Origin of the sequence: Paraburkholderia sp. CI2 (genome assembly GCF_014201055.1) — a bacterium.
Taxonomy (GTDB): Bacteria; Pseudomonadota; Gammaproteobacteria; order Burkholderiales; family Burkholderiaceae; genus Paraburkholderia; species Paraburkholderia tuberum.
This window is the reverse complement of sequence record NZ_JACHDL010000033.1, coordinates 54,374-77,082: the sequence shown is the minus strand read 5'-3', so window position 1 is coordinate 77,082 and position 22,709 is coordinate 54,374. Positions and strand designations below refer to the sequence as shown.

General features: G+C 63.0%; 23 protein-coding genes and 4 pseudogenes. 19 read left to right on the top strand and 8 right to left on the bottom strand.

Going from position 1 to position 22,709, the window contains the following annotated elements:
* Window positions 1–54: 54 nt before the first annotated feature.
* Window positions 55–333: pseudogene (locus tag HDG32_RS32075) on the bottom strand (LysR family transcriptional regulator substrate-binding protein); the annotation flags it as partial.
* 90 nt (window positions 334–423) lie between these two features.
* On the opposite strand from HDG32_RS32075, the gene HDG32_RS32070 reads away from it, so the two are divergent.
* The 3 genes from HDG32_RS32070 (at window position 424) to HDG32_RS32060 (ending at window position 3,512) form a co-directional block, all read left to right on the top strand.
* On the top strand, window positions 424–597 hold the full coding sequence (locus HDG32_RS32070) for a hypothetical protein (protein WP_184073508.1): 174 nt from the start codon (window positions 424–426) through the stop codon (window positions 595–597).
* 187 nt (window positions 598–784) lie between these two features.
* Window positions 785–2,047: a multidrug effflux MFS transporter gene (locus HDG32_RS32065; protein WP_184073506.1), complete on the top strand. Its 1,263-nt coding sequence runs from the start codon at window positions 785–787 to the stop codon at window positions 2,045–2,047.
* Between the two features lie 55 nt (window positions 2,048–2,102).
* Window positions 2,103–3,512 (top strand): DHA2 family efflux MFS transporter permease subunit, encoded by a 1,410-nt coding sequence (locus tag HDG32_RS32060; RefSeq protein ID WP_184073504.1) that lies wholly within the window; start codon window positions 2,103–2,105, stop codon window positions 3,510–3,512.
* Window positions 3,513–3,535: 23 nt separating this feature from the next.
* On the opposite strand, the gene HDG32_RS32055 is transcribed toward HDG32_RS32060, so the two are convergent.
* The gene (locus tag HDG32_RS32055; RefSeq protein WP_184073502.1) at window positions 3,536–4,255 is read right to left on the bottom strand and encodes an SDR family oxidoreductase; all 720 of its coding nucleotides are present in this window, start codon (window positions 4,253–4,255) and stop codon (window positions 3,536–3,538) included.
* 81 nt (window positions 4,256–4,336) lie between these two features.
* Here HDG32_RS32055 and HDG32_RS32050 point away from each other — a divergent pair, with 81 nt between their 5' ends.
* Together HDG32_RS32050 and HDG32_RS32045 are read left to right on the top strand one after the other, a co-directional pair.
* A complete protein-coding gene (locus tag HDG32_RS32050; RefSeq protein WP_184073500.1) occupies window positions 4,337–5,287 on the top strand; it encodes a LysR family transcriptional regulator in 951 nt (316 codons plus the stop codon).
* Window positions 5,288–5,370: 83 nt separating this feature from the next.
* Window positions 5,371–5,775 carry a DUF3224 domain-containing protein gene (locus HDG32_RS32045; RefSeq protein WP_184073499.1) on the top strand — a complete coding sequence of 135 codons (405 nt, stop codon included), beginning with the start codon at window positions 5,371–5,373 and terminating at the stop codon, window positions 5,773–5,775.
* A gap of 80 nt (window positions 5,776–5,855) precedes the next feature.
* Here HDG32_RS32045 and HDG32_RS32040 read toward each other — a convergent pair.
* The 4 genes and pseudogenes from HDG32_RS32040 to HDG32_RS32025 all read right to left on the bottom strand — a co-directional run.
* Window positions 5,856–7,139, bottom strand: a pseudogene (locus HDG32_RS32040) (glycoside hydrolase family 3 C-terminal domain-containing protein); the annotation flags it as partial.
* Window positions 7,140–7,165: 26 nt separating this feature from the next.
* Window positions 7,166–7,720, bottom strand: a complete 555-nt coding sequence (locus HDG32_RS32035) for a hypothetical protein (RefSeq protein WP_184073497.1) — start codon at window positions 7,718–7,720, stop codon at window positions 7,166–7,168.
* A gap of 496 nt (window positions 7,721–8,216) precedes the next feature.
* Complete coding sequence (locus HDG32_RS32030) at window positions 8,217–9,542, bottom strand: MFS transporter (protein WP_184073495.1); 1,326 nt, start codon at window positions 9,540–9,542, stop codon at window positions 8,217–8,219.
* Between the two features lie 177 nt (window positions 9,543–9,719).
* Entirely contained in the window at window positions 9,720–10,814 is a 1,095-nt protein-coding gene (locus tag HDG32_RS32025) for a tartrate dehydrogenase (RefSeq protein WP_184073493.1), read from the bottom strand.
* A 124-nt stretch (window positions 10,815–10,938) separates the two neighbouring features.
* On the opposite strand from HDG32_RS32025, the gene HDG32_RS32020 reads away from it, so the two are divergent.
* The 7 genes from HDG32_RS32020 (at window position 10,939) to HDG32_RS31990 (ending at window position 15,798) form a co-directional block, all read left to right on the top strand.
* Window positions 10,939–11,865: a LysR substrate-binding domain-containing protein gene (locus tag HDG32_RS32020; protein ID WP_184073491.1), complete on the top strand. Its 927-nt coding sequence runs from the start codon at window positions 10,939–10,941 to the stop codon at window positions 11,863–11,865.
* Window positions 11,866–12,070: 205 nt separating this feature from the next.
* Window positions 12,071–12,553, top strand: a complete 483-nt coding sequence (locus tag HDG32_RS32015; protein ID WP_184073489.1) for a DUF2778 domain-containing protein — start codon at window positions 12,071–12,073, stop codon at window positions 12,551–12,553.
* A complete protein-coding gene (locus HDG32_RS32010) occupies window positions 12,550–12,828 on the top strand; it encodes a hypothetical protein (protein WP_184030723.1) in 279 nt (92 codons plus the stop codon). The genes HDG32_RS32015 and HDG32_RS32010 overlap by 4 nt, the downstream gene beginning before the upstream one ends.
* On the top strand, window positions 12,818–13,288 hold the full coding sequence (locus HDG32_RS32005; RefSeq protein ID WP_184073487.1) for a type VI secretion system tube protein Hcp: 471 nt from the start codon (window positions 12,818–12,820) through the stop codon (window positions 13,286–13,288). Before HDG32_RS32010 ends, HDG32_RS32005 begins: the two co-directional genes overlap by 11 nt.
* A gap of 179 nt (window positions 13,289–13,467) precedes the next feature.
* The gene (locus HDG32_RS32000; RefSeq protein WP_184073485.1) at window positions 13,468–14,766 is read left to right on the top strand and encodes a TAXI family TRAP transporter solute-binding subunit; all 1,299 of its coding nucleotides are present in this window, start codon (window positions 13,468–13,470) and stop codon (window positions 14,764–14,766) included.
* Window positions 14,767–14,990: 224 nt separating this feature from the next.
* The gene (locus HDG32_RS31995) at window positions 14,991–15,194 is read left to right on the top strand and encodes a DUF3562 domain-containing protein (protein ID WP_184030727.1); all 204 of its coding nucleotides are present in this window, start codon (window positions 14,991–14,993) and stop codon (window positions 15,192–15,194) included.
* A gap of 142 nt (window positions 15,195–15,336) precedes the next feature.
* On the top strand, window positions 15,337–15,798 hold the full coding sequence (locus HDG32_RS31990; RefSeq protein ID WP_184073483.1) for a GNAT family N-acetyltransferase: 462 nt from the start codon (window positions 15,337–15,339) through the stop codon (window positions 15,796–15,798).
* Window positions 15,799–15,893: 95 nt separating this feature from the next.
* On the opposite strand, the pseudogene HDG32_RS31985 reads toward HDG32_RS31990, so the two are convergent.
* A pseudogene (locus HDG32_RS31985) lies at window positions 15,894–16,052 on the bottom strand (MFS transporter); the annotation flags it as partial.
* 116 nt (window positions 16,053–16,168) lie between these two features.
* Window positions 16,169–16,450, bottom strand: a pseudogene (locus HDG32_RS31980) (IclR family transcriptional regulator C-terminal domain-containing protein); the annotation flags it as partial.
* A 230-nt stretch (window positions 16,451–16,680) separates the two neighbouring features.
* Here HDG32_RS31980 and HDG32_RS31975 point away from each other — a divergent pair.
* The 7 genes from HDG32_RS31975 to HDG32_RS31945 all read left to right on the top strand — a co-directional run bounded on the left by HDG32_RS31975 (window position 16,681) and on the right by HDG32_RS31945 (window position 22,693).
* A complete protein-coding gene (locus tag HDG32_RS31975; RefSeq protein ID WP_184030734.1) occupies window positions 16,681–16,977 on the top strand; it encodes a hypothetical protein in 297 nt (98 codons plus the stop codon).
* A gap of 101 nt (window positions 16,978–17,078) precedes the next feature.
* Entirely contained in the window at window positions 17,079–18,791 is a 1,713-nt protein-coding gene (locus tag HDG32_RS31970; protein ID WP_184073481.1) for an acid phosphatase, read from the top strand.
* Window positions 18,792–19,008: 217 nt separating this feature from the next.
* A complete protein-coding gene (locus HDG32_RS31965; protein ID WP_184073479.1) occupies window positions 19,009–19,368 on the top strand; it encodes a DUF3564 domain-containing protein in 360 nt (119 codons plus the stop codon).
* A gap of 321 nt (window positions 19,369–19,689) precedes the next feature.
* Complete coding sequence (locus HDG32_RS31960; protein ID WP_184073477.1) at window positions 19,690–20,439, top strand: DNA/RNA non-specific endonuclease; 750 nt, start codon at window positions 19,690–19,692, stop codon at window positions 20,437–20,439.
* Window positions 20,432–20,692: a hypothetical protein gene (locus tag HDG32_RS31955; protein ID WP_184057752.1), complete on the top strand. Its 261-nt coding sequence runs from the start codon at window positions 20,432–20,434 to the stop codon at window positions 20,690–20,692. Before HDG32_RS31960 ends, HDG32_RS31955 begins: the two co-directional genes overlap by 8 nt.
* 309 nt (window positions 20,693–21,001) lie before the next feature.
* A complete protein-coding gene (locus HDG32_RS31950; RefSeq protein WP_184073475.1) occupies window positions 21,002–22,117 on the top strand; it encodes a SpoIIE family protein phosphatase in 1,116 nt (371 codons plus the stop codon).
* A gap of 12 nt (window positions 22,118–22,129) precedes the next feature.
* Window positions 22,130–22,693 carry a SiaB family protein kinase gene (locus tag HDG32_RS31945; RefSeq protein WP_184073473.1) on the top strand — a complete coding sequence of 188 codons (564 nt, stop codon included), beginning with the start codon at window positions 22,130–22,132 and terminating at the stop codon, window positions 22,691–22,693.
* Window positions 22,694–22,709 lie beyond the last annotated feature (16 nt).

Genomic DNA, 22,709 nt, shown 5'->3' with positions numbered 1-22,709 from the left:
CTTTATCGCAAGGAGCAGGAGAGGCGGAAAGCGTCGGCGACGTAACACAGCCCGCTAGCTCAACCGCAAACTCCGCAATACGTCGAGCACATACTGAGTCGGACGCTCCACGGTACCCGCGCGAAAGGCCAGGCCCAGCTGTCGCCATAACGCAGGGCGCAGCGCACGTGTGACGATGCGCGCGTCGGCCGACGAGCGGCTCGGTTCCTGCGGCAGCAGCGCGGCGCCGTATCCCGCTGCGACGAGACTCTTGATCGCATCCGAGTAGTTGAGCTGGATGCGCGGCGTGGGGTGCTGCCCCGCCGCGCTGAACCATTCCGTCGTCAAACCAGAAGTTGCGAGCCGCGGGAGGCTTCGCATCGGCTAGACGCAATATCGGACGACGCCAGGTCGTTACTGCTCGGGCTCGTCTTTACAGGCGTCGTGCTGGCCTTCGCCGTGACGGCGATGATCTGGACGGCGTCTCGCCCCCCGCTCAAAGGCAAGGACTGCTCCGGCCGCATCGCAAACGACGAGCATGCGAGCTTCGTCGCGTTCTTCCAGGACCCGGCAGACCAGGGCGCGTTGCTGCGGTCGATCGAGGACTGCGCGAACTGAGCCTCGTTGCGCCGGGATAGCGCGCTCGTCGGCCGCGCCATCCCACACCCCCGCCAGGGACTATCCCACTTCCTGCCATACCACGGGCACAATACCCGGCGATAATGCCGGGGGCATTCGCGCCTTTTCCGTTCGATATCCGAACGCACCGATGCCCGCGCCGCCAGTGTTCCCTTTCGATGCACCCATGAGCCACGCCACCGCCGACCACCCCGCTTCCGCCGACTCCGCCCCGAACTCGCCGCGCTTCCTGCTATTCCTGATCTGCCTGTTCGCGTCCGCCGGACAGCTCGCCATCGACATCTACGTGCCCGCGCTGCCCGCGATGGCGCGCTACTTCGGCACCTCGCCGCAAGCGATCCAGACCAGCGTCACCGGCTACATGGCCGCCTACGCGTTCGGTCAGCTGATCTTCGGTCCGATCGCCGACGCGTATGGCCGCAAGCGCGTGCTCGCGTTCGGTCTGACGGTCTACACGGTAGGCTGCCTGCTGTCGCTCGCGGCGCCCAATCTCGAGACGTTCATCCTCGCCCGCGCACTGCAGGGCTTCGGCATCGCGAGCACGAACCTGCTGGCGAAGGCGATCATCACCGATTCGTTCGCGGGTCAGGCCTTGCTGCATGCGTTCACGTACATGTCGATCGCGTGGGGGCTCGCGCCGATCGTCGCGCCGGTGATCGGCGCGCATCTGCAGACCGCGTTCGGCTGGCGCGCGTGCCTCGTGTTTCTGCTGATCTATTCGCTGGTGATGTGGGCGCTGCTGTGGCGTTATCGCGAGACCTTGCCGAAGCCCGTCCATCTCGAACCGCGCACGCTGACCGCGAACGCGCGCAAAGTGCTCGCGAGCCCCGTGTTCCAGAGCTGCTTCCTCGCGCAGGGCCTGTGCTACAGCATCCTGCTGGTGTTCAACATCGTCGGGCCGTTCATGGTGCAGACCACGCTGCACAAGCCGCCGACCTTCTTCGGCTACCTCGCGCTCGGCATCGGCATGATGTACTTTCTTGGCGGTCTGTCGAATCGCCTGCACGGTCCGGGTCTGCCGAGCGCCGAGCAGCGGCTGCGCATCGGCGCACGGCTGATGGCGGCCGCGTCGCTTGCGATGCTGCTGCTCGCGCTGACGGTCGGTCTGCGCGTGTGGACGCTCGCGACGCCTGTGCTCGTGATGGGCTTCTGCGCCGGCGCAATGTATCCGACGCTGATGGCGAAGGGCAACTCGCTGTTCCCGCACATCGCGGGTCTGACGAGCGCGATTCTCGGCTGCGCGCTGCTGCTGGTTTCATCGGCGATGATGGGGTTGGCCGGCTTCGTGTCGGTACAGGTGCTCACACCGCTCGCGCTGTTCTTCGTGGTCCTCGCGTTCGTCGTCGTCGTGATGGTGACGAAGCTGCTGCGCCATCTCGAGCAGGTACAGCCTGCGGCCGCGGCGAGCGCGAGCGGCAAGGCGGCGTGAGCCGGCACATGAGCTCGACCGAACGCCAGACCTTCATCTGTACACGCGCGGACCGATGAACGGCATGCGCGAGCACGCCTCCGCATCCGCTTCCACGCGGATCGATCCGACCGTGTGGCAAGTCGCGGCGGTCGTGTCGATCGGCTCGTTCATGTCGCAGATGGACTCGACGCTGGTCAACGTGTCGCTGTCGGCGATCGGCCATACGCTCGATGCGTCGATCGCTACCGCGCAGTGGATCGTCAGCGGCTACCTGCTCGCGATGGCGTTGATGTTGCCGCTCAACGGCTGGCTGGTCGACCGCATCGGCGCGAAGCGGCTGTACCTGTTCTGCTTTTCGACGTTCACGATAGCGTCGATGCTGTGCGGCGCGGCGCAGACGATCGGCGAGCTGATCGGCGCGCGCATCTTCCAGGGCCTCGTTGCCGGTGTGCTCGCGCCGATGGCACAAATGATGATCGGACGCGTGGCCGGCAAGAACCTCGAGCGGGTGATGGGCTACACCGCGCTACCCATTCTGCTCGGTCCGATTCTCGGCCCGGTGCTGGCCGGCCTCGTGCTCGCGCACGCGAGCTGGCCCTGGCTGTTCTTCATCAATGTTCCGGTGGGCGCTTTCGGCGTCGCGACGGCGGTGTTGCTGCTGCCGCGCGATGCCGCCGAGTCGCAGAAGCGACCGTTCGATTTCACCGGCTTTGCGTTGATCTCCCCTGGGCTCGTCGCGCTTGTCTATGGACTTCAGGACGCGTCGCGAGCGGTGGGCTTGGCGTGTCTGCTCGCGGGCGTCGCGTTTCTCGCCGGCTTCGTGCTGTACGCGGCGCGCAAAGGCCATACCGCGCTGATCGACGTGCGCATGTTTGCGACACGTACGTTCTCGGTCGCCGCACTCGCCCAGTTCTTCGCGAACGGGATCATGTATGGACGGCAGCTCGCCGTGCCGCTTTTTCTGATCGCGGGCTGCGGTTTGTCGGCCGCGCACGCGGGCGGCCTGCTCGCGGCAACCGGCGTCGGCATGATGTGCTCGTTTCCGCTGCTCGGATGGTTGACCGAGCGGCTCGGCTGCCGCGCGCTCGCGGCGAGCGGCGCACTGCTGGCGTTTCTGAGCACGCTCGTGTTTCTGTGGCTGAGCGTTGATTCGTTCTCCGCCGGATGGGCCGCGGTCGGTCTGTTCTTTGCGGGCGTCGGTCAGGGGACGATCAGCGTGCCGTCGATCTCGGCCGCGTATTCGTCGATCGGGAGAGAAAGGCTCGCGGTTGCGAATACTGCGTTGAACATCGCGCAGAGAGTGGGCGGTCCGTTCGCGACGACGCTGCTTTCGATGGTGATGGCGTCGACGTTGCACGGTGTTTCGGGTGCACAGCCCGGCCGCTTTCTGCCGACGTTCGTGCTTCTGGCCGGGCTGCATTTGTTGTGCTTCGCGGCGGCGATGTTTCTGCCGGTTCGCGTTCAGCGGGCGAAGAACGCCTGACCACGCATTCCCGCGCCCGTGCTTCACAGTAGCCGCAAGCCGCCATCACACTCGATCACCGCCCCCGTCATAAACGTGTTCTCCAGCAGAAACTGCAGCGCGTGCGCGACATCGTCGGCCTGCCCGACGCGCCGCACCGGTAACGTTTCGCTCTGCTGCCGAAACAGCTCACTCTTCACGCTCGCGGGAAATCTGTCCCACCACGGCGTATCGATCACACCCGGCGACACCGCGTTCACGCGCAGCGGCGCAAGCTCGCGCGCCAGCGTGCCGATCATGCTTTCGAGCGCGCCGTTGATCGCACCCAGACCCGCCGTGCCCGGATTCGCGATGCGCGCCGAAATCGCGGTCAGAAACGTCAGGCTGCCGTCGCGACGCAGCGTGGGTAGCGCGGTCTGCGCGGCTTCGAGCTGCGGCCAGAACTTGGCCTCGAAGCCACGCCGCAGCGCGGCCAGATCCAGTTCGGCAAACGGCCCCGCGCCTTCGCCGCCCGACAGCGTCATCACCAGATGATCGACCCGGCCGAGGCCGCCGAAAAAGTGTTCGAGCGCCGCGCGATCGGCGCAATCGAGCGCCTCGCTCGTCACCTGTCCACCGATGCCAATCAGCGCATCGTCCAGTTTGGCGCGGTCGCGCCCCACCGCGACGACGCTCGCGCCAGCCGCCACGAGCCGCTTCACCATCGCGAGCCCAATGCCCGACGAGCCACCTAGCACCACGACCTTCTGATTTTGCCAGTCCATGTCATTGCTCCTGAGTGTGAACGGAAGACCCGTGGCAGTAGAATGCGCGGTGCGAGCCCATCACTCAAATCGTTTAATGTCATGGCCAACATCATTGAAAATGATTTTCGGCGCTTCGACCTGAACCTGCTGCTGACCTTCCGCGCGCTGCTGGAAGAGCGCAGCGTCACGCGGGCCGCGCAGCGGCTGTTTCTTGGGCAACCGGCCGTCAGCGGCGCGCTCAAGCGCTTGCGCGAGACCTTCGGCGACGAGTTGTTCGTGCGCACGCCGCAAGGCATGACGCCGACGCCGCGCGCGCTCGAACTCGCGCGGCAGATCGAGCCGTTCCTGCAATCGCTGCATCAGGCGCTCACGCAGCCGTCCGTCTTCGATCCGGCCCGCGCGCAGCGCGTGTTCCGCATCGGCCTCAGCGATTCGCTCGAACTGCTGCTGATGCCCGAGATCATTGCGCGCCTCGCCGACACCGCACGCGGCGTGAAGCTGATCGCGCGCTCCACAGATTCGACGCGCGCCGCCGCGATGCTCGACGATGGCGCGATCGAACTCGCGGTCGGTGTATTCCGCGAATGCGTGCCGTGGCAGCGACTCACGCCGCTGTTTTCATGGCGCTTCGTGAGCGTCTACAACCCCCGGCTCGTCAGGACGCGCCGCAAGCATTTGTCGATGGACGAGTTTCTGCGCCACCGCCACGTGCTGACTTCGTTCAGCGCCGAGCTGCGCGGCTTCATCGATGAACGACTCGAGATGCAGGGACTGAAGCGCGACGTCGTGTTTTCGAGCTCGAACTTCGCGACCAGTCCGTTCATCGTGCAACGCACGGCGGCGATCGCGACGGTGCCGGAGTTCATCGGCCGCGTCTGGCGCGATACGCTCGGTCTCGCGCTGAGTCCGCTGCCATTCGAGGTGCCGGGCTACGAGGTTTCGCTGATGTGGGCCGCGGCGCACGACCAGGATCCGGCGCTCGCGTGGTTGAAGTGCGAGTTCGCGGACGCGTTCGGCACGAGCGACGGCACTGCGCGTGCAGCGCCCTGACAGCGACGTGTGCTACGGTTCGGAAGGGTCACGTTTCGTTTCGCCGCTTCGCCGTCGCCCGTTCAAGCCAGGAGGAAATTCCGATGACTCACCACGTCGCAATAGGCACCTTCATCGTCTCCCTTCAACCGATGCCGTTCGAAAACGCGGAGGCCGAATCGAAGCTCGGCCGCATGTCGATCGACAAGCAGATCTCCGGCGATCTCGCCGCGACCACCCAAGGGCAAATGCTGAGCGCGATGACGAACGTCAAAGGCTCGGCCGGCTATGTCGCGCTCGAACAGGTCACTGGCACGCTGGCGGGCAAGCAGGGCACGTTCGTGCTGCAGCATATCGGCGTGATGAATCGCGGCGCAGCGGCGCTGGCGGTGACGGTCGTGCCGGATTCAGGCACGGGCGAGCTGAGCGGCATTGAAGGCGAGTTCAGGATCGACATCGTCGACGGCGCGCATTCGTACGAGTTCGCTTATCGTCTGCCCGGCCACTGACATGCCGAACGCGTGCCGGCGGGATACGGCGCTCGACCCCGTACCCCGCTACCAGGCTTTCCAGTTCAAAACCTCAGCGCTCAATGCCCCGCGATCGTCACCGACGCCGTCAACGCATTCGGATCGCGCGAAGAAGCCCCCGCGATCATCTGATAGACGCCGCCGTTGAGCTTCCACACGTGGTTGGTCGCGTCCCACGTCGACAGCAGCTTCGGTGCAATCGATACGCTGACCTGCTGCGACTCCCCCGCCTGCAGCGCGACCTTTTGCCAGCCGACCAGACGCTTCGGCGGTTCGCCCAGACCGCTCGGCAACGCGGCATAAACTTCGGCGATTTCCGCGCCCGCGCGCGAGCCCGTATTCTTGACGGTAAAGGTCACCTTCACGTTGCCGCTCGCATCCACTTGCGCGTTGAGGCCCGAGTAGCTGTAGCTCGTGTAGGACAGCCCATAACCGAACGGGAACAGCGGCGCGATCTGCTTGCCGTCATACCAGCGATAACCCATGAAGAGCCCTTCGCTTTAGGTAACGGTGGTATCGGTGGCCGAGATCGTCGGTTGCGGAAGATCCGCGTCCTGCATCGGGAACGTGATCGGCAATTTGCCGGACGGGTTCACGGCGCCGAACAGCAGATCGGCAATCGCCTGGCCGCCCTGCACCCCCGGATACCACGCTTCGAGCACGCCGTGCACGTTGGATAGCCACGGCATCAGGACCGGGCTGCCGTTCTCGAGCACGACGATCACGCGCTTCGCTTGCGCCGCGACCGCGCTGATCAGCGCGTTCTGATCGTAGCTCTGGTTATAGCTGTCAGTCGTATTGCTCGGCAGGCTCAGGCTCGGCAGATCCGCGCCCTCGCTTTCCCATTGCGTCGCGAACACGATCGCCACATCCGCCTTCGCGGCGGCGGTCGCCGCTGCCGCCGCGTTCGTGCCGTCGACGAAGGTCACGCTCGCGTTCGGCGCCTTCGCCTGGATCGCGGCCAGCGGTGCCGACTTGTACCACGTCGCGCAGGTGCTCAACAGCGGCGACGGCGACACGCAACCGGACACCGCGTTGCCCGCGGCCGCCGGCACCGCGCCCGAGCCGCCGCCCGACAGCACGCCCGCATCCGCGTGACCGCCGATCACCACGATCGACGACAGCCCCGCCGCGTTCAACGGCAGCACCGGCTGCGAATCGCCGCTCGCCACCGCGTTCTTCAGCAATACCGACGATTGTTGCGCGACCTGCAGCGCGAGCGCATTGCCCGCGGTTTGATCGACGCTGCCGCCGGTGGTGGGCGGCGAATCGAAGACGCCGTAGCAGATCATCGTTCGAAGCTTGCGCTGGAGCCTCCTTCTGCACGTGTCTGCCGACACCGAGTGAGACGTCACGCCCCTCCCGCAGACTAATGACGGAAGCCGAAGGCCTCTACCTTGCGCCCCTCAAGGCTGACCTGCACTGCTTCGCTACAAGAAGTCGTAGTACAGTTCACGGCATCGACGGTCGGGCCGACTGACGGCACCGTCTCGCTGATGATGATGGCCTTGATCAATCTGGCGTCATCGGTCACAACTATTTCAAGGCCTAGCACCACCCCGCTGTCGTATTTGATAGTCATCGTTCCGGTGCAATCGGGGTTCACGGTGTAGGCGCCACTCTGGGCCCCGGTGAAACTGGTCACTCCGTTCTTCGGCGCACCATTGATCGTGCCGACGTCAATTCGCGTGAAATGTTTGGAACCGTCGAACGTCACCAGGGAGACATTGTTAAGCGCCAATTGGGTCACAAATTGATGCACCCCCGCTGAGTCGATCAGTCCGATGACCTGCCCCACGGCACTGAAACCGTATGCGCCGTTCAGCAGAGAGGCTGAACATGCGCTGCCGGCGTGAGCCGCACCATTGAGCGAAAGAAGGGCAATAGCCGTTGCCGACAACATGCTTAAACGCTTGCTATTCATGTTCGTCTCCTTGTAATCAAATGAGGTGCGCAGGTACGCACCGTCTTTCGACATCCCAAGTTAAGAGAAAACATCATTTACAGCGATCTGACAGATACAGCCATGCGTAAGCCATGCGTAGCCATTCCTGCTCATGCAACGAGCGGAGGACGGACGATAGGCCGGTTAGGACCAATCGTCCTTCGAAAAGGTGGCGGGCTGGCGTCGGTGTTCGATCAGCGCGCGGAGGTGGCACGCCGGAGACCGACATTCGCATTGAGAGTTGCTGCACCGGGCTGGATTTGCAGCGAGGTGTCGGCGGACACGCGCAAAGCGTTCGCGCGGAAATCCGCACAGAGGTGACTTTGTGAGTCAGCAGCGCGAATGGTGCGCCGCACGGTTCAGTATAGGCCGGGAGACCGGTAATGTCGGACAAAGGCGCGGCGGATTATCGCTAGCGTGTATTAGACCTCGAGCGTCGGCCCCATTACCTGCTGGACCTGACGCGCAAGCTCTGCTATCTGCGCGCGTTCGAATGCCCGTGCCGTTCGCCCACCGCGGCAGGTGCAGACTTCGTCTGCCGGCTCAACATCAGCGTCACGACCGCCGACACCGCCAACGTCGCCCCGACCACATAAAGCCCTGCCGTATAGCCGCCCGTCACGTGCTTGAGCCAGCCGATCGCAAACGGCCCGACGAAGCCGCCGAGATTGCCGATCGAGTTGATCATGGCAATGCCCGCCGCCGCCCCGGCGCCCGACAGGAACATGCTCGGCATCGCCCACAGCGGCGCCTTCGCGGCGCTGATTCCGACGTTCACGACGACGAGCGCAAGCACGATCATCAACGCGGTGGTCGCATTACCGGCGAACACGAAGCCGAGGCACGCAAGCGCGCACGGAATCACGACGTGCCACGTACGTTCGTCGGTGCGATCCGAGTGCTTCGCCCATAGCACCATCGCGATCACCGCGAGCACGCTCGGCACACCGGCAAGCAGCCCGGTTTCGAACGTGCCGAAACCGTATTGGCGGATGATCAGCGGCGCCCACAAGCCGAGCGTATAAAGTCCCGCCGAGGTGCCGAAGTAGATCAGCGCGAGCGCGAGCACGCGCGGATCGCGCAACGCGCTGAGCGCGCCGGCCGTGTGGCCCGCATGCGCGTGCCGCGCGTCGGCTTCGAGCTTCAGCCTCGCGATCAGCCAGTCGCGCTCTTCGGGCTGCAGCCACTCGGCTTGCGCGGGCTTGTCGGTCAGATACCTGAGCACGCAGAAGCCGAGAATGATCGCGGGCAATGCTTCGAGTATGTAGAGCATTTGCCAGTCGACGAGTCCGGCAATCGGCGGCAGTTTCATGATCGCGCCGGAAATCGGCGAGCCGATCGCAGTCGAGATCGGCGCGGCGGCCATGAACCATGCCGCCGCGACCGCACGCTGCCGCGCCGGAAACCACAGGCTCAGATACAGGATGATGCCGGGAAAGAAGCCCGCTTCCGCGACGCCGAGAATGAAGCGCAGCGCGTAGAAACTGTTCGGCCCGACGACGAACGCCGACGCGAGCGACACGAGCCCCCACGACACCATCACGCGAGCAATCCAGCGCCGCGCGCCGACCTTGTGCAGGATCAGGTTCGACGGCACTTCGAACAGAAAATAGCCGATGAAAAAGAGCCCGCCGCCGAGGCCGAACGCGGTCGGCGAAAGACCGATCGCCTTGTTCATCGACAACGCGGCGAAGCCCACATTCACGCGATCGAGAAAGCTCACGAAGTACAACAGCATGACGAACGGGATGATCCGCCGCATCAGCTTGCGGGACACCCGGCTTTCGAGTTCCGAAGTCATTGTCTCCTCCTGCGGCGCGCGGCTATTGACCGCGCGCGAGCCTCGCGCCGGCCGACGTTGGGCCGAGCTAGTCGAGTCAAGGTTGTGTGCCGGCCACGTCGTGGCCGGGGCGTAGACCGCGCGCCTGATTTGCGCGCGGTTCCGCTCAGTCCGGTTCAGTTCGCGCGAAGCCGGCGCTCAAGCCGCGTTCGCCGCGGGCGTCGCCGCCTGCTCGATGAACGCGCACGCGGCCGCCGTCACCTGCGCGGTCGTGGCCGTGCCGCCGAGGTCGCGCGTGTGCAGCGTTTTGTTCGCGGTCACCGCTTCGACGGCCTGCATCACGCGCCTGGCCGCGTCGAATTCGCCGAGGTGTTCGAGCAGCATCACGATCGACCAGAACGTGCCGACCGGATTCGCGAGCCCCTTGCCCATGATGTCGAACGCGGAGCCGTGGATCGGCTCGAACATCGACGGATAGCGGCGCTCCGGATCGATGTTGCCGGTCGGCGCGATGCCGAGGCTGCCGGCGAGCGCGGCCGCGAGGTCGCTGAGAATATCGGCGTGCAGATTGGTGGCGACGATCGTGTCGAGCGTCGCGGGACGATTGACCATGCGCGCGGTCGCCGCGTCGACGAGTTCCTTGTCCCACGTGACGTCCGGAAACTCCTTCGAGATTTCGAGCGCGATCTCGTCCCACATCACCATCGCATGACGCTGCGCGTTGCTCTTCGTGATCACGGTCAACAGCTTGCGCGGACGCGACTGCGCGAGGCGGAACGCGAAGCGCATGATGCGCTCGACGCCGGCGCGCGTCATGATCGACACGTCGGTCGCGGCTTCGATCGGATGGCCCTGATGCACGCGGCCGCCGACGCCCGAATATTCACCCTCCGAATTTTCGCGGACGATCACCCAGTTCAGATCCTCGGGCTTGCAGTACTTCAGCGGTGCGTCGATGCCGGGCAGGATGCGCGTCGGGCGCACGTTCGCGTATTGGTCGAAGCCCTGGCAGATTTTCAGTCGCAGACCCCACAGCGTGATGTGATCGGGAATGTCCTTGTCGCCCGCCGAGCCGAACAGGATCGCATCTTTGTTGCGGATCGCGTCGAGCCCGTTGGCCGGCATCATCACGCCGTGTTGACGATAGTAGTCGCCGCCCCAGTCGAAGTTCTCGAACTCGAACGTGAAGGCGCGCGTGGTCTTCGCGAGCGCCTCGAGCACCTGCGCGCCGGCCGGCACGACCTCCTTGCCGATGCCGTCGCCGGGGATGGTTGCGATGCGATAGGTCTTCATGTCTCCGTCCTGTGCTTGGGGAATGGCGTGAGTGGACTCTAGCTCGATCCCACGGGTAAAAACCGGTGCTAAACTCAAAGCATCTTTAACTTGCATTCACAAATGCGAAGGCGCGGAAAAGACGATGCGCGACACCGTCCAGCCAGCCGATCTGGGCTTTTTCTCGACGCTCGCCGCGAGCGGCAGCCTCAGCGCGGCCGCACGCGAACTGGGGCTGACCGCGGCGGCCGTCAGCAAGCGCCTGACCCAGATGGAGCAGCGCGCGGGCGTCGCGCTCGTGAACCGCACGACGCGCCGCATGATGCTGACGCCCGAAGGCGAGCTATACCTCGAGCGCGCGCGACGGATTCTCGACGAGATCGACGAACTGGCCGAACTGCTCGGCTCGGCGAAGAAGACACCGAAGGGCTTGCTGCGCGTGAACGCGACGCTCGGCTTCGGGCGCAGCCATGTCGGACCGGCGATCTCGCGCTTCGTCGCGCGGTATCCGCAGGTGTCGGTTCAACTGCAGTTGTCGGTCACGCCCCCGCCGCTTACCGACGACAGCTTCGACGTCTGCATCCGCTTCGGCGAGCCGCCCGATACCCGCGTGGTCGCGCGCCGGCTTGCGCCGAACCGGCGTCTGCTGTGCGCGGCGCCGTCGTATCTCGCGGCGCACGGCATGCCGCTCACGGCGCACGATCTCACGCGCCACAACTGCATCGGCATTCGTCAGGGCGACGAAGCGTACGGCGTGTGGCGGCTGACCTCGGGACGCGGCGCCGCGCGCAAGACCGAGGCGGTGCGGATCAAGGGCACGCTGACCACCAACGACGGCGAGATCGCCGTCAAATGGGCGCTCGGAGGACACGGCATCCTGATGCGCGCGGAATGGGACATCCGGCAGTATCTGACGGAAGGATCGCTCGTCCAGTTGCTGCCCGATCACGACACACCGAATGCGGATATCTTCGCGGTGTATTCGCCGCGGCATCAGATGTCGAATCGTATTCGCGCGTTCGTGGAGTTTATTGCGCGGGAGTTGGGGGGTGAGGTGGGGGTGGGGGCGTAGTGCAGCACAGCGATCGTGCGCACTCGTGATGTCATCAAAAGAGCGAGCAGCACGTCGGCCCAATTTTGCCTCGCTTTCCGAGTCGTCTGATTGAGCATGGTTCCGTCTTCGCCGAAGCTGACGGTGTCACGAACGTTACCTCGAGTCACCCGTCTTCTCGCTTCCGTCGCCACCACGGAGTGAACGCCTTTTCGATGTGTAAACCATGCCCGCCGAGTGCTATTTCACGCTTAACCGTCGACTCATCTCTGTATTGACCTGCAAAGGCTTTGGCAACGTGTCTGCTTTTTCGGGCAAACCAGCCCATGTCAACAACCCCGCAGATACAGCGGTCGCCGAAAGCGGTCCGCTTCCGCAAGGCCTGTACTACATCGTAGACCGACAGAGTGGCGGTCATCTGGGATGGCTGTATGACCTTGTCAAGGACGCATGGTCCGATGTCGATCATTCGACCTGGTTCGCGCTTTATCGAAACGACGGCGTGATTGACGATTGGACATTTATCAATGGCGTGAAGCGAGGCAACTTCCGCCTGCATCCGACCGGTCGCTGGGGAGAAAGTGAGGGATGCATCACGGTCACGGACCAGTCCCAGTTCGATCGCTTACGCTCGTTCTTGCTGTCGCACCCAACCCGGAAGATACCCGGCACCACACTGCAGTACTACGGTACGGTACTTGTGCAATGAAAACTGCCCTGCGGATTTTTACGGCCTTCGTGCTGACTGTCCCAGTCTGCCTTGCGTTGTCGACAATCGACCCGCTTGCGCGCTGGGTTGGCAGCGAATCCACGTTAGAAATCCTTCGCCCCCTCTTCAAGCTCGTTGGCGCCGTCGGTGTGGAGGGCGAAGAGGACGTGGTGGTTACGCTGCTGCTCGCAGTCAGTTTCCTACTATGCTGGGGGCTCTCGTGGGGCGGGTCCGTGCTTTTTGTTAGAAAGAGGTGTCGCCTTGATGTCAAATGACGTTTTCATAAAAATCGACGGGATTACGGGCGAGTCGCAGGACGCGGCACACCCGGACGAAATCGAGGTGATCAACTGGACATGGAAGATGGCACAGCGGCTCTCCATGATGTCCGGACCAGGAAGCGGCGTCAGCAAAGCCTCGGTCGACGACCTCGTGTTCTTCCACAACGTCGACCGGGCGAGTCCGAGCCTGATGTCCTATTGCCTGACCGGCACGCACGTTTCGAAAGCGGTTCTTACCATGCGCAGGGCGGGTGGCAGCCCCCTCGATTTCCTCAGGCTCACCATGAACGATGTATTCATCACGGGCGTAGAGATGACCGCACAACACGAACAGGTTCGCCTCTCTTTTGCCAGGGTCAAGCAGGAATACATCGTTCAAAATGCCAGAGGCGGCAGCAACGGCGTTGTTACCGGAATCTTCGACATCAGGGCCAACCGACCTGTGCCCCGATGACAGTGTCAGCCAGACCTTTTCAATGCACATCACTGACTATCCAATAAACCCCCCTGATATCGTAAAGTTGAGGAAATAGAGACCGCCTCCATCCCATTAGTCACCAAGGCCGGACCTGACCAAACCGGGTAACGATGCCGAGACCAGACCCCGCGCTGTCCCGCAGCCCGACAACCCCGATGACGCGGCGGCGCCGGCGTCTTCTGATCGTCGGCGCGATCGTGCTCATCGCCGCATTCGGCTGGATGCTCGCGCTCGTGCTCGAGCCCGCGTTCCAGCGCACGATCGTCATCACCACCGGTGCGGACGGCGGCATCTATCGCGGCTTCGCCGATCGCTACGCGCCGCTGCTCAAGCGCGAAGGCATCAAGCTCGACATCCGTAGCTCGTCGGGCTCGGTCGAAAACTACCAGCGGCTCGCGGACCCGAACAGCGCCTATCAGGTCGGCTTCATCCAGTCGGGCACGACCAGTCCGAATGACACGGACAATCTGCAAACCATCGCCGCCGTGTCGTACGAACCGATCTGGGTGTTCTATCGCGGCGATGCGACGATCGACCGGCTGTCGCAACTGCGCGGCAAGCGCATTTCGATGGGCGTGCCAGGCAGCGGGTTGCTCAACGTCTCGCAGGTGCTGCTCGGCTATAGCGGCGTCACGAGTCAGAACTCGACGCTGCTGCAGATGGACGCGAATGCCGCATACCAGGGGCTCGAAAGCGGTCAGGTCGACGCGGCATTCTTCATTGGCCGGCCCGACGCCGACATGCAGCACACGCTGCTCACCAGCAACCTGAAGCTGATGAGCTTCGCGCAGGCCGACGCACTGGCGCAAAAATTCCCGTCGCTGTCGAAGATCGTCTTGCCGCGTGCCTCGACGAGCGTCGCCGACGATCTGCCGCGCAGCGACGTCACGCTGCTCGCGGCGACGGCGCTGCTCGTGTCGAAGGACACGCTGCATCCGGCGCTCGTCTATCTGCTGCTCGACGCGGCGCGCACGGTGCACGGCGGCGAGGACTACTTCACGCCGCTCGGCACGTTCCCCAACCTGAACACCGAAGAATTCCCGATCTCCGACGAAAGCGTGCGGTACTTCAAATCGGGCCGGCCGTTTCTGTATCGCTACCTGCCGTTCTGGCTCGCGAGTCTGATCGAACGGCGGCTGCTGATTCTGGTGCCGTTCCTCGCGCTGCTGATCGGCCTCGCGCAGGCGCTGCCGGGCATGCTCGAAGCGCGGATGAAGAAACGCCTGTTCGTGTGGTACCGCGCGATCAAGGCGCTCGAGGACGAAGTGTGGAAGAACGCCGAGCCGTCTCGCGCGCAGATCGCACAATGGAGTGAGGAGATTGAAAGCATCGACGCGAACGCTAGTCAGATCCGAATTCCGTACCGCTACTTTCAGGATGTTTACGCGCTGAAGCAGGCGATCGGCGTCGTGCGCGACCGGATCGCGCATGTAGCGCAGAAAGTGCAGAGGTAGAGACGACGGTCGCTTAGCCCTGTGCGTTTCCCGGGTATTCACCACCGCGCAGCCAGTTGATTTTCCACACGGCCTCACCGCATGGGCGCTTGCCGCAGCGCAAGAAAAAAATCTTTGTGAAATCAGTCGAACGATAGGTCGATTCAATTGGCGCGCTCGCGATTCGCATCCTGTAATGGACTCCTACCGTCCATCCAGCCTGCCGTCCTACCCGGAGAGAGACCATGTCCCAGCCTGAGCCGAATGTAGACGAAGTGGTCCGAAGCATCGCCGAGGAAACCGACACGCCGGCAGAAACGGTGTCGCGCATGTACGCCGATACGCTCGCCGAATTCCGGAACGAGGCGCGCGTGTTCGACTACGTGCCGCTGTTCGCCGCGAAGAAGGTCCGCAACGAGCTGCGTCACAAGCAACATCGCGAGCACTGACTCGCGGCATGCGGTAATGCGTCGGCTCATCGCGCTGTCGCACGCGTCGTGGCTCCAGATGTTGCGAGCATGGTGGAGCTAACAATCGCGTCGCAAATTTTTTATGCTGGCGGTTCCACAGCTTTCCAAAGGAACCGTCCACATGTCCGCCCCGCTGCAGATTCGCGCCGTCACCCGTGACGATTTCGATGCATGGTTGCCGCTATGGGACGCCTACAACGCGTTTTATGGCCGCTCGGGCGAGACCGCGTTGCCGCGCGAGATCACGCAAATCACGTGGAATCGCTTTTTCGATGGCTACGAGCCGATGCATGCATTCGTCGCGGAACGCGCCGGGCAATTGCAGGGCATCGTGCATTTTCTCTATCACCGTCATACGACCATGGCGGGGCCGATCTGCTATCTGCAGGACCTGTACACGCTCGATAGCGAGCGCGGCAAGGGTGTCGGCCGTGCGCTGATCGAGGCCGTCTATGCGCGAGCAAAAGCCGACGGCGCGCAATGCGTCTACTGGCAGACGCACGAGACGAATCACACCGCGATGCAGCTCTATGACAAGGTCGCGGATAAGTCCGGCTTCGTGGTTTATCGCAAAGCGCTTTAGCGCTCAGCGCTTCATCAAGGCTCATCAAAGACGAAAGGCGCACCACCCGGTGCGCCTTTCGTTTTACTGCTCAAACGGTTATCACGCAGTCCCGGTCAAGCCTCGAGCTGCTCCAGCACCTTGCCCTTGGTTTCGATACCGAGGAAGTGCACCGCGACCGCCGCGAGGAACGGCACGGCGGCGAGGATATAGAACGCCACTTCCAGGTTGCCGCCGATCATCGTCTTCGACACGATCGCCGGCGCGAAGATCGCCGTTCTGATGATTTTGACGACGTGACACGGCGAGTCCGGCTGTGCAATGCAGCAGGACTCGCCGACAGATATGAAATAAGTATTTGAAGTAGTTGCGCCGTGAAGTCAGCGCGCACTCAATGCGCGGCAATCGATCTGCGGCGCGCCTGCATCGCGGTCGGATCGTCCTGCCTCGGGCGATAGCTCAGGCGCTCGGACAGCTCCAGCGCCGCCTGGCATACGGCGATGATCAGCGGCTCGCGCTCGGCGGTCTCGCCGATATCCGAACGCGGGATCGTCACCGTCAACGCGGCGGCGATCTTACCGCTCTGGTCACGCACCGGCGCGCTCACCACCGAAATCCCCCGCTCGAACGACGCCTCGCTGACCGCATAGCCAAGCGCCGCGCTCTCGCGCGCACCGTTCATACACTGCCGCACGCGGTTTGGCCTGCCTGCGTCCCACTCCTGTCTGCTCTTCTTTTGCCATCTTGGCTGCCGTCTCTATGCGGTTCATCGGGTTCAATTCAGGTTGATAGCGCGAAGCATGCGGCGAATCGGCCATGCGGGGTGCTATGCTTTGATCCGGTCCGGCGGCGCGGTGTATTCCAGCCGCTCGCTCGCGCCGCCCAAGCGTAGGAGGCCACGTCATGTCCAACGCGGTCCAGATTCAGGTTGCCGACTCGCATCTTTATCCGGGCTGCGCGGTGCGCATCGCGAATCTTCCCGAGCCGGCCTGCGCGTCAAACGTCGCCGAGGCGCGCGTCGAATTCGCGGACGGTTCCGGTGCGCACGCCACCTGCCATCGGCGCGCACATGACGAACTCGAATTGACCGTCGACCGTTATGCGACGCAAAAACGTCATCCGATCGACGCACGGCACTGGCTACTATTGGCCGTCGATGCCACGCATCACAGTTGGCGCGTCAAGCGTCGGCTGCCGTAAAGCTGCGAGGCCTGCCGCCCTCGGCGGACCCGTAACCGGTGTCGCGCGCGCCGCTTCGAGCGGCGCCGATGCGACCGTCACGTCTCCTTCGGAACTCACCGATGACCGACCACGATCCTCACCTGCCGCCGAAACTGGACAACCCCGATTCAATCGATAACACCAACGACGCCCCCGACGATCCCGAACGCCGGCGCGTACTGACCGGTCTCGCGGCGGTCGGCCTCGGCCTTGCGCTGACCGGCTGCAAAACAGGCGAGGGACTCGCGGGCAACGGGCCGCCGCGCAGCGCCGCCGACTTGCGGCTCGACGCCGCGCTGCACGATCAGGTGAAGAACATCGTGGTGATCTACGCGGAGAATCGCAGCTTCGCGAACCTGTACAGCAACTACCCGGGCGTCCAGCATCCGCTCGACGCGGTCACCGCCGAGCAATACGTCCAGCTCGACCGCGATGGCAAGACGCCGCTGCCGCGGCTGCCGGCCATCTGGGGCGGGCTCGTGCCGCAGGCGCAGGAAGTGGACGGCAAGCGCTACATGATCGGCGAAAAGGATCTCGATCATCTGCACAACCGGCCGTTCCGCATCGTCGATGCGCACGGCGCGCCGCTGCCGACCGGCGTGATCACGCGCGACCTCATCCATCGCTTCTATCAGAACCAGATGCAGATCAACGCGGGGCGCAACAACCAGTTCGCCGCGTGGGGCGATTCCGGCGGCCTTGTGATGGGGCACTACCGCAATTCCGCCGACACGCTGCGTCTGTGGAATCTCGCGCAGCGGTACACGCTGTGCGACAACTTCTTCATGGCCGCCTTCGGCGGCTCATGGCTGAACCATATCTTCCTGATCTCGGCGCAGGCGCCCTACTATCCGGACATCCACAATAGTCCGGCGAAGAAGATGGTGTCGGTCGTGGAAGGCGAGGATCCGACCGGCACCCGTTTGAAGCTCGCGCCCAATTCGCCTGCGTCGGCGCTCGACGGTCCGCCGAAGTTCGTCAATGACGGCGCTTTCACCGCCGACGGCTACGCAGTCAACACGATGGCGCCGCCGTATCAGCCGAGCAGCGTGCGTCCGGCCGAAGGCGGCGACCCGGCTTTCGCAGATCCGTCGAACCCGCGGGTGATGCCGCCGCAGAATTACGCGACGATCGGCGACCGGCTGACCGGCAAGGGCATCGACTGGGCGTGGTACAGCGGCGCGTGGCAATTCGCGCTCGATCATCGCGATACGGGGTCGATGCCCGACTTCCAGTACCACCATCAGCCGTTTAACTACTTCGCCAATTACGCGCCGGGCACCGCCGCGCGCCGCCGCTATCTGCGCGACGGCGGCATGGGTAACGACGCGTCGACCAATCGCCTGATTGCCGACATCGACGCGGGACGTTTGCCGACCGTGACGTTCTATAAACCGCAGGGCGACCTGAACATGCACGCGGGCTATGCGGACGTCGCCTCGGGCGACCGTCACATCGCGACGCTGATCGAGCACATCCAGCGCGGCCCGCAATGGCAGAACACGGTCGTGATCGTCACCGTCGACGAGAACGGCGGTTGGTGGGACCACGTCGCGCCGCCGATCGGCGATCGCTGGGGTCCGGGTTCGCGCGTTCCCGCGCTCGTGATCTCGCCGCTGGCGAAGAAGGCTTATGTCGATCACACGGTGTACGACACGAACTCGATTCTGCGTTTCATTAACCGTGTGCATGGACTCGCGCCACTCGATGGCGTGGTCGCGCGCGACAAGGCATTCGCAAGCAACGGACTCGCGCCGCTCGGCGATCTGACCGCTTCGCTCGATCTCGCTTGAGCGCCTCTCGGCTGCGTTGATTTGTCGCGGCTCGCGGTCTGCATGTGGTCGTTACTGCATGCATATCGCTTACGCCGCGGCGCAGTAAGGATTCACCGTACCTCGCCACACCTTTTGGCGACCTGATTTTCCATTCGCACGTCATGCCTTTGTCTTGCATAAAGCGCCGCGCCGCCTAGACTGATAAAGCGCTTCGCAATTTATGAACGGAACTGATATGCGGCTGACCATCCTGATTAACGGTTCCGATCCCACCGTAAGCCATGATTACGCTGTGCTCTGGCTCGATACCGATGAACATCGGTGGTCGAGAGAAGCGCATCAAGGGATCGACCTGCCCCCATGGGGCGAACTGCGCGACGAAAACGGCGTGACCACGCTGTGCGCACCGAGCGCCGACGCGCCGCTTTGTACGTTGCGCGGTCTGCACGTCGATCGCAAGGAGCGAGTGAGCGCCGCGCAAGGCGCCGCTGCATGGACCGCGCTGCCAACACGCAAGGCGGCTAGCGGCTACTGGCGTTTGCAGGCGGTGGATCGTCAAAAAGTGCACGCTGAAAACAGCGTGTTCGGTAATTAAGTTCTGGCGCGATTCGTCGCGCTTCTCTTTTCCGGTCGAAACTTCCGGCTCATTGCACGAGCACTGTTCGTACGCGTAAATCTGTTCGTGCGCAATCGAACATAACGTGCCGCGATATCGCAAAGCCTTAAGACATTCTTAAGATTGCGTGCGTAGATTCGGAAGTCCACGCATTCGGGTCGCTGCAAAGCGGCCCACTTTTTTGTCCGGCGCACGCCGCCTCTGCCGTTTCCGATTCCCTTCCTTCGATTCGCATTGTGCAGTCGCTCGCTGCGGGCCACGACGCTATACTTGCGTCCCCGTTCATCGAACCACCGACACATGAAGAAGTGGCTTGCCTGTCTATTACTCGCCGTCGCCGCTCATGCGAGCGCGGCGCCTTCCTGCACCGGATTCACGCCGAATGCGCAATGGCCCGTCCTCACCAATCAGAAGATGGCGCCGAAAACGCGCCTGCTTTGTTATAGCGATTTCGCGGTGCTGCATTCGGGTATCACGCACGGTCCGCTGTGGTCTGCCGAGCATCTGACGCGTGAGCACATCGAAGAAGCGAAGGACATGGTGCGCACCAACAAGTTCTTCGAAGACGCGCGTCTGCCCGAAGGCGAAGGCGCGACACTCGCCGACTACAAACGCAGCGGCTTCGATCGCGGTCATATGAGTCCGGCGGGTAATCGGTGGAACGACGAGGCGATGGCGCAATCGTTCTCGCTCGCGAACATCGTGCCGCAAAATCGTCAGAACAACCAACGATTGTGGGCACGCATCGAAACCGCCGTGCGCAAGATCGCACTCGCCTACGACGACACGTACGTCGTCACCGGACCGCTGTTCACCGGCCAGCAATTGCAGACGATCGGACCGACGCGCGTGTTCGTGCCCAGCCAGTTGTACAAGGTCGTCTACGTGCCGTCGCGTCAACTGGCCTTCGCAGTCGTGGTTGATAATGTAGCGACCAACCGCTACGACATCCACACGATTCACGAACTCGAAGCGATGTCGGGCATCCGCTTTCCGGGCATTCCGGACAACCTCAAGGACCAGCGGCCAGGAGGACTGAAAGGTGTTTAAGCCCTATTCGAACGATGACGACGTGCTCAACATTCAAGGCGATGCGCTCACGCTCAGCAATGGCACGACGCGTGTCGTGCTGAACGGCACGCTCGAATTGACGCGCGATCAACGCGGACTGAAGGCGGCGCTCGCGTTGAAGGAAGCGCTCGATGCGATCGTCGCGAGCCTGCAGGCGCAGAAGGATTTACCGGCAAAGGTGCAGGACGAGCCGGATGCTAAACCGGGTATCGTACAGAACCCGTTTCAATAACGGATTCGGCGGCGTTGCATTTGCGCAACCTCGCAGATCGCAATTTTTACTGATGTCGGTCACGCAAACCTTTGCGTGACCGCTAGTTTTCTAATCTCGCGCCAATAGAGCGGATCGCCTCCCCTCTGTCACATAATGTACATAGAGAAACCTTAGCGTGCGAGGTTTCTTCACACATCGACTGGCGTCTCCATGCATGCTGCGTTCTCGAGATTTCGCCGTTCTTCCGCACAGGGTAATCCGCGCACTGCCGGAGACTTGTGCCAGGAAGTTCCATCCGTAGACGTTGAAGATCCCAACTCCGTGGTCATGGAGATCTTCTCGGCGCGCCGCGACATGCAGAGTCTCGCTGTCATCGACGACCACCGTCCCATCGGCCTGATCAACCGCGATATCTTCATGTCGCAAATGAGCAAGCCGTTCCATCGAGAGCTTTACGACAAGAAGAGTTGCATCGCGTTCATGGACAAGGAACCGCTCATCGTCGACGCCGACGTGAGCATCGAAGCGCTGACGTTCAGGACCGTCGAGGCCGGAGAAAAAGCGCTGGTCGATGGTTTCATCGTGACACGTGACGGACTCTTCTCGGGTCTCGGCAGTGGTCTGCAGCTTATCAGTGCGGTCGCGGAAATGCAGGCGGAGAAGAACCGCCAGATCATGCAGAGTATCGAGTACGCCAGCGTGATACAGCGCGCCATGTTGCGTGCTTCCAGCGAGACCCTGTCGATGAAGCTGCGCGACGCGGCGATGGTCTGGGAACCTCGCGACGTCGTCGGCGGCGACTTCTATCATTTCGCGGCCTTTCCGACCGGCTGGTTTGGCGCTGTTGCCGATTGCACCGGACATGGCGTACCGGGCGCCTTCATGACCTTGCTTGCTTCGGCGTCACTGTCGAAGGCGCTCGAACACATCGGTCCGCGCGACCCCGCCGCGCTACTGGCGGCCGTCAATCAAAACGTCAAGGGCTTGCTTGGGCAAGTGAACAGTGCCGACGAAGGAACCCAATCCAACGACGGTCTGGATACCGCACTCTTCTGGTTCGACGCCACGCAGAGCGTGCTGCATTTTGCCGGCGCGAGGATCGCTCTGCACATCCTGTCGCCCGATGCCGCGGAGTTTGAAACGATCGACGCCGACCGCATGGGTGTCGGTTATGTGGATAGTCGCGCCGACTATGCGTGGAGCTTGCGTTCGATTCCGGTCACGGCGGGCAGCCTGCTGTTCATCTATACCGACGGCCTCACCGATCAGATCGGCGGCCCGCGCAACATTTCTTTCGGCCGGCGCCGTGCGCTCGACCTGATACTCGAAAACCGCGCCGAAACTCCAGCGACGATTTGCGAGCGCGTCCGGCTCGCGCTCGCGGAGTGGCAAGGCAAGCAACCGCGCCGTGACGACGTCACGCTTTTCTGTGCCCGCATTTAGTGAATTCCCAGAATGTCCCAACTACTAGAACAAGACAGCGCCTTTTTCGAACTCGCGCAGCGGCGCAACGTGCTCTTCTATCACAAGGGCTACTTCTCCCATAACATCGTCGCGTCGATGGGCGAAGTCGTGAAACTGCAGCTCGAAGTCGCCGGCGTCAGCGGTCCTACTCGCCGCAAACTCTTCTCGTCCTTTATCGAGCTGGCACAGAACATCGTTCATTACTCGTCGAACGCGCTGGAGCCCGGTGGCGAACGGGCAGGCGAGATACGCGAGGGCGCGGTGTGCATCTCCAGGCACGGCGAACATCACGTAATGTTGTGCGTCAATCCCATCGCGACCGCCGAAGTCGAGGACCTGCGAAGCAGGTTGGAGCCTCTGCGCAACATGTCACTCGAAGAAATCAAGCAAGCGTACAAGGTTTCATTGCGCACCGACGCTCCGAAAGACAGCAAGGGCGCCGGGCTCGGCTTCCTGACGATGGCGCGCGATGCGAGCGCGCCGCTTGAATTCGCTTTTCATCCGCGTGCCGACGAACCGGGCACCACGCTGTTTTGCCTCACGGCCATCATCTGAGCAGGAAGGCACACGA

Excerpts from the sequence above, each read along its gene's own strand:
- HDG32_RS32065 (WP_184073506.1), top strand. The coding sequence starts at position 785 with ATGAGCCACGCCACCGCCGACCACCCCGCTTCCGCCGACTCCGCCCCG.
- HDG32_RS32060 (WP_184073504.1), top strand. The coding sequence starts at position 2,103 with ATGAACGGCATGCGCGAGCACGCCTCCGCATCCGCTTCCACGCGGATC.
- HDG32_RS32055 (WP_184073502.1), bottom strand. The coding sequence starts at position 4,255 with ATGGACTGGCAAAATCAGAAGGTCGTGGTGCTAGGTGGCTCGTCGGGC.
- HDG32_RS32050 (WP_184073500.1), top strand. The coding sequence starts at position 4,337 with ATGGCCAACATCATTGAAAATGATTTTCGGCGCTTCGACCTGAACCTG.
- HDG32_RS32045 (WP_184073499.1), top strand. The coding sequence starts at position 5,371 with ATGACTCACCACGTCGCAATAGGCACCTTCATCGTCTCCCTTCAACCG.
- HDG32_RS32035 (WP_184073497.1), bottom strand. The coding sequence starts at position 7,720 with ATGAATAGCAAGCGTTTAAGCATGTTGTCGGCAACGGCTATTGCCCTT.
- HDG32_RS32030 (WP_184073495.1), bottom strand. The coding sequence starts at position 9,542 with ATGACTTCGGAACTCGAAAGCCGGGTGTCCCGCAAGCTGATGCGGCGG.
- HDG32_RS32025 (WP_184073493.1), bottom strand. The coding sequence starts at position 10,814 with ATGAAGACCTATCGCATCGCAACCATCCCCGGCGACGGCATCGGCAAG.
- HDG32_RS32020 (WP_184073491.1), top strand. The coding sequence starts at position 10,939 with ATGCGCGACACCGTCCAGCCAGCCGATCTGGGCTTTTTCTCGACGCTC.
- HDG32_RS32015 (WP_184073489.1), top strand. The coding sequence starts at position 12,071 with ATGCCCGCCGAGTGCTATTTCACGCTTAACCGTCGACTCATCTCTGTA.
- HDG32_RS32010 (WP_184030723.1), top strand. The coding sequence starts at position 12,550 with ATGAAAACTGCCCTGCGGATTTTTACGGCCTTCGTGCTGACTGTCCCA.
- HDG32_RS32005 (WP_184073487.1), top strand. The coding sequence starts at position 12,818 with ATGTCAAATGACGTTTTCATAAAAATCGACGGGATTACGGGCGAGTCG.
- HDG32_RS32000 (WP_184073485.1), top strand. The coding sequence starts at position 13,468 with ATGACGCGGCGGCGCCGGCGTCTTCTGATCGTCGGCGCGATCGTGCTC.
- HDG32_RS31995 (WP_184030727.1), top strand. The coding sequence starts at position 14,991 with ATGTCCCAGCCTGAGCCGAATGTAGACGAAGTGGTCCGAAGCATCGCC.
- HDG32_RS31990 (WP_184073483.1), top strand. The coding sequence starts at position 15,337 with ATGTCCGCCCCGCTGCAGATTCGCGCCGTCACCCGTGACGATTTCGAT.
- HDG32_RS31975 (WP_184030734.1), top strand. The coding sequence starts at position 16,681 with ATGTCCAACGCGGTCCAGATTCAGGTTGCCGACTCGCATCTTTATCCG.
- HDG32_RS31970 (WP_184073481.1), top strand. The coding sequence starts at position 17,079 with ATGACCGACCACGATCCTCACCTGCCGCCGAAACTGGACAACCCCGAT.
- HDG32_RS31965 (WP_184073479.1), top strand. The coding sequence starts at position 19,009 with ATGCGGCTGACCATCCTGATTAACGGTTCCGATCCCACCGTAAGCCAT.
- HDG32_RS31960 (WP_184073477.1), top strand. The coding sequence starts at position 19,690 with ATGAAGAAGTGGCTTGCCTGTCTATTACTCGCCGTCGCCGCTCATGCG.
- HDG32_RS31950 (WP_184073475.1), top strand. The coding sequence starts at position 21,002 with ATGGAGATCTTCTCGGCGCGCCGCGACATGCAGAGTCTCGCTGTCATC.
- HDG32_RS31945 (WP_184073473.1), top strand. The coding sequence starts at position 22,130 with ATGTCCCAACTACTAGAACAAGACAGCGCCTTTTTCGAACTCGCGCAG.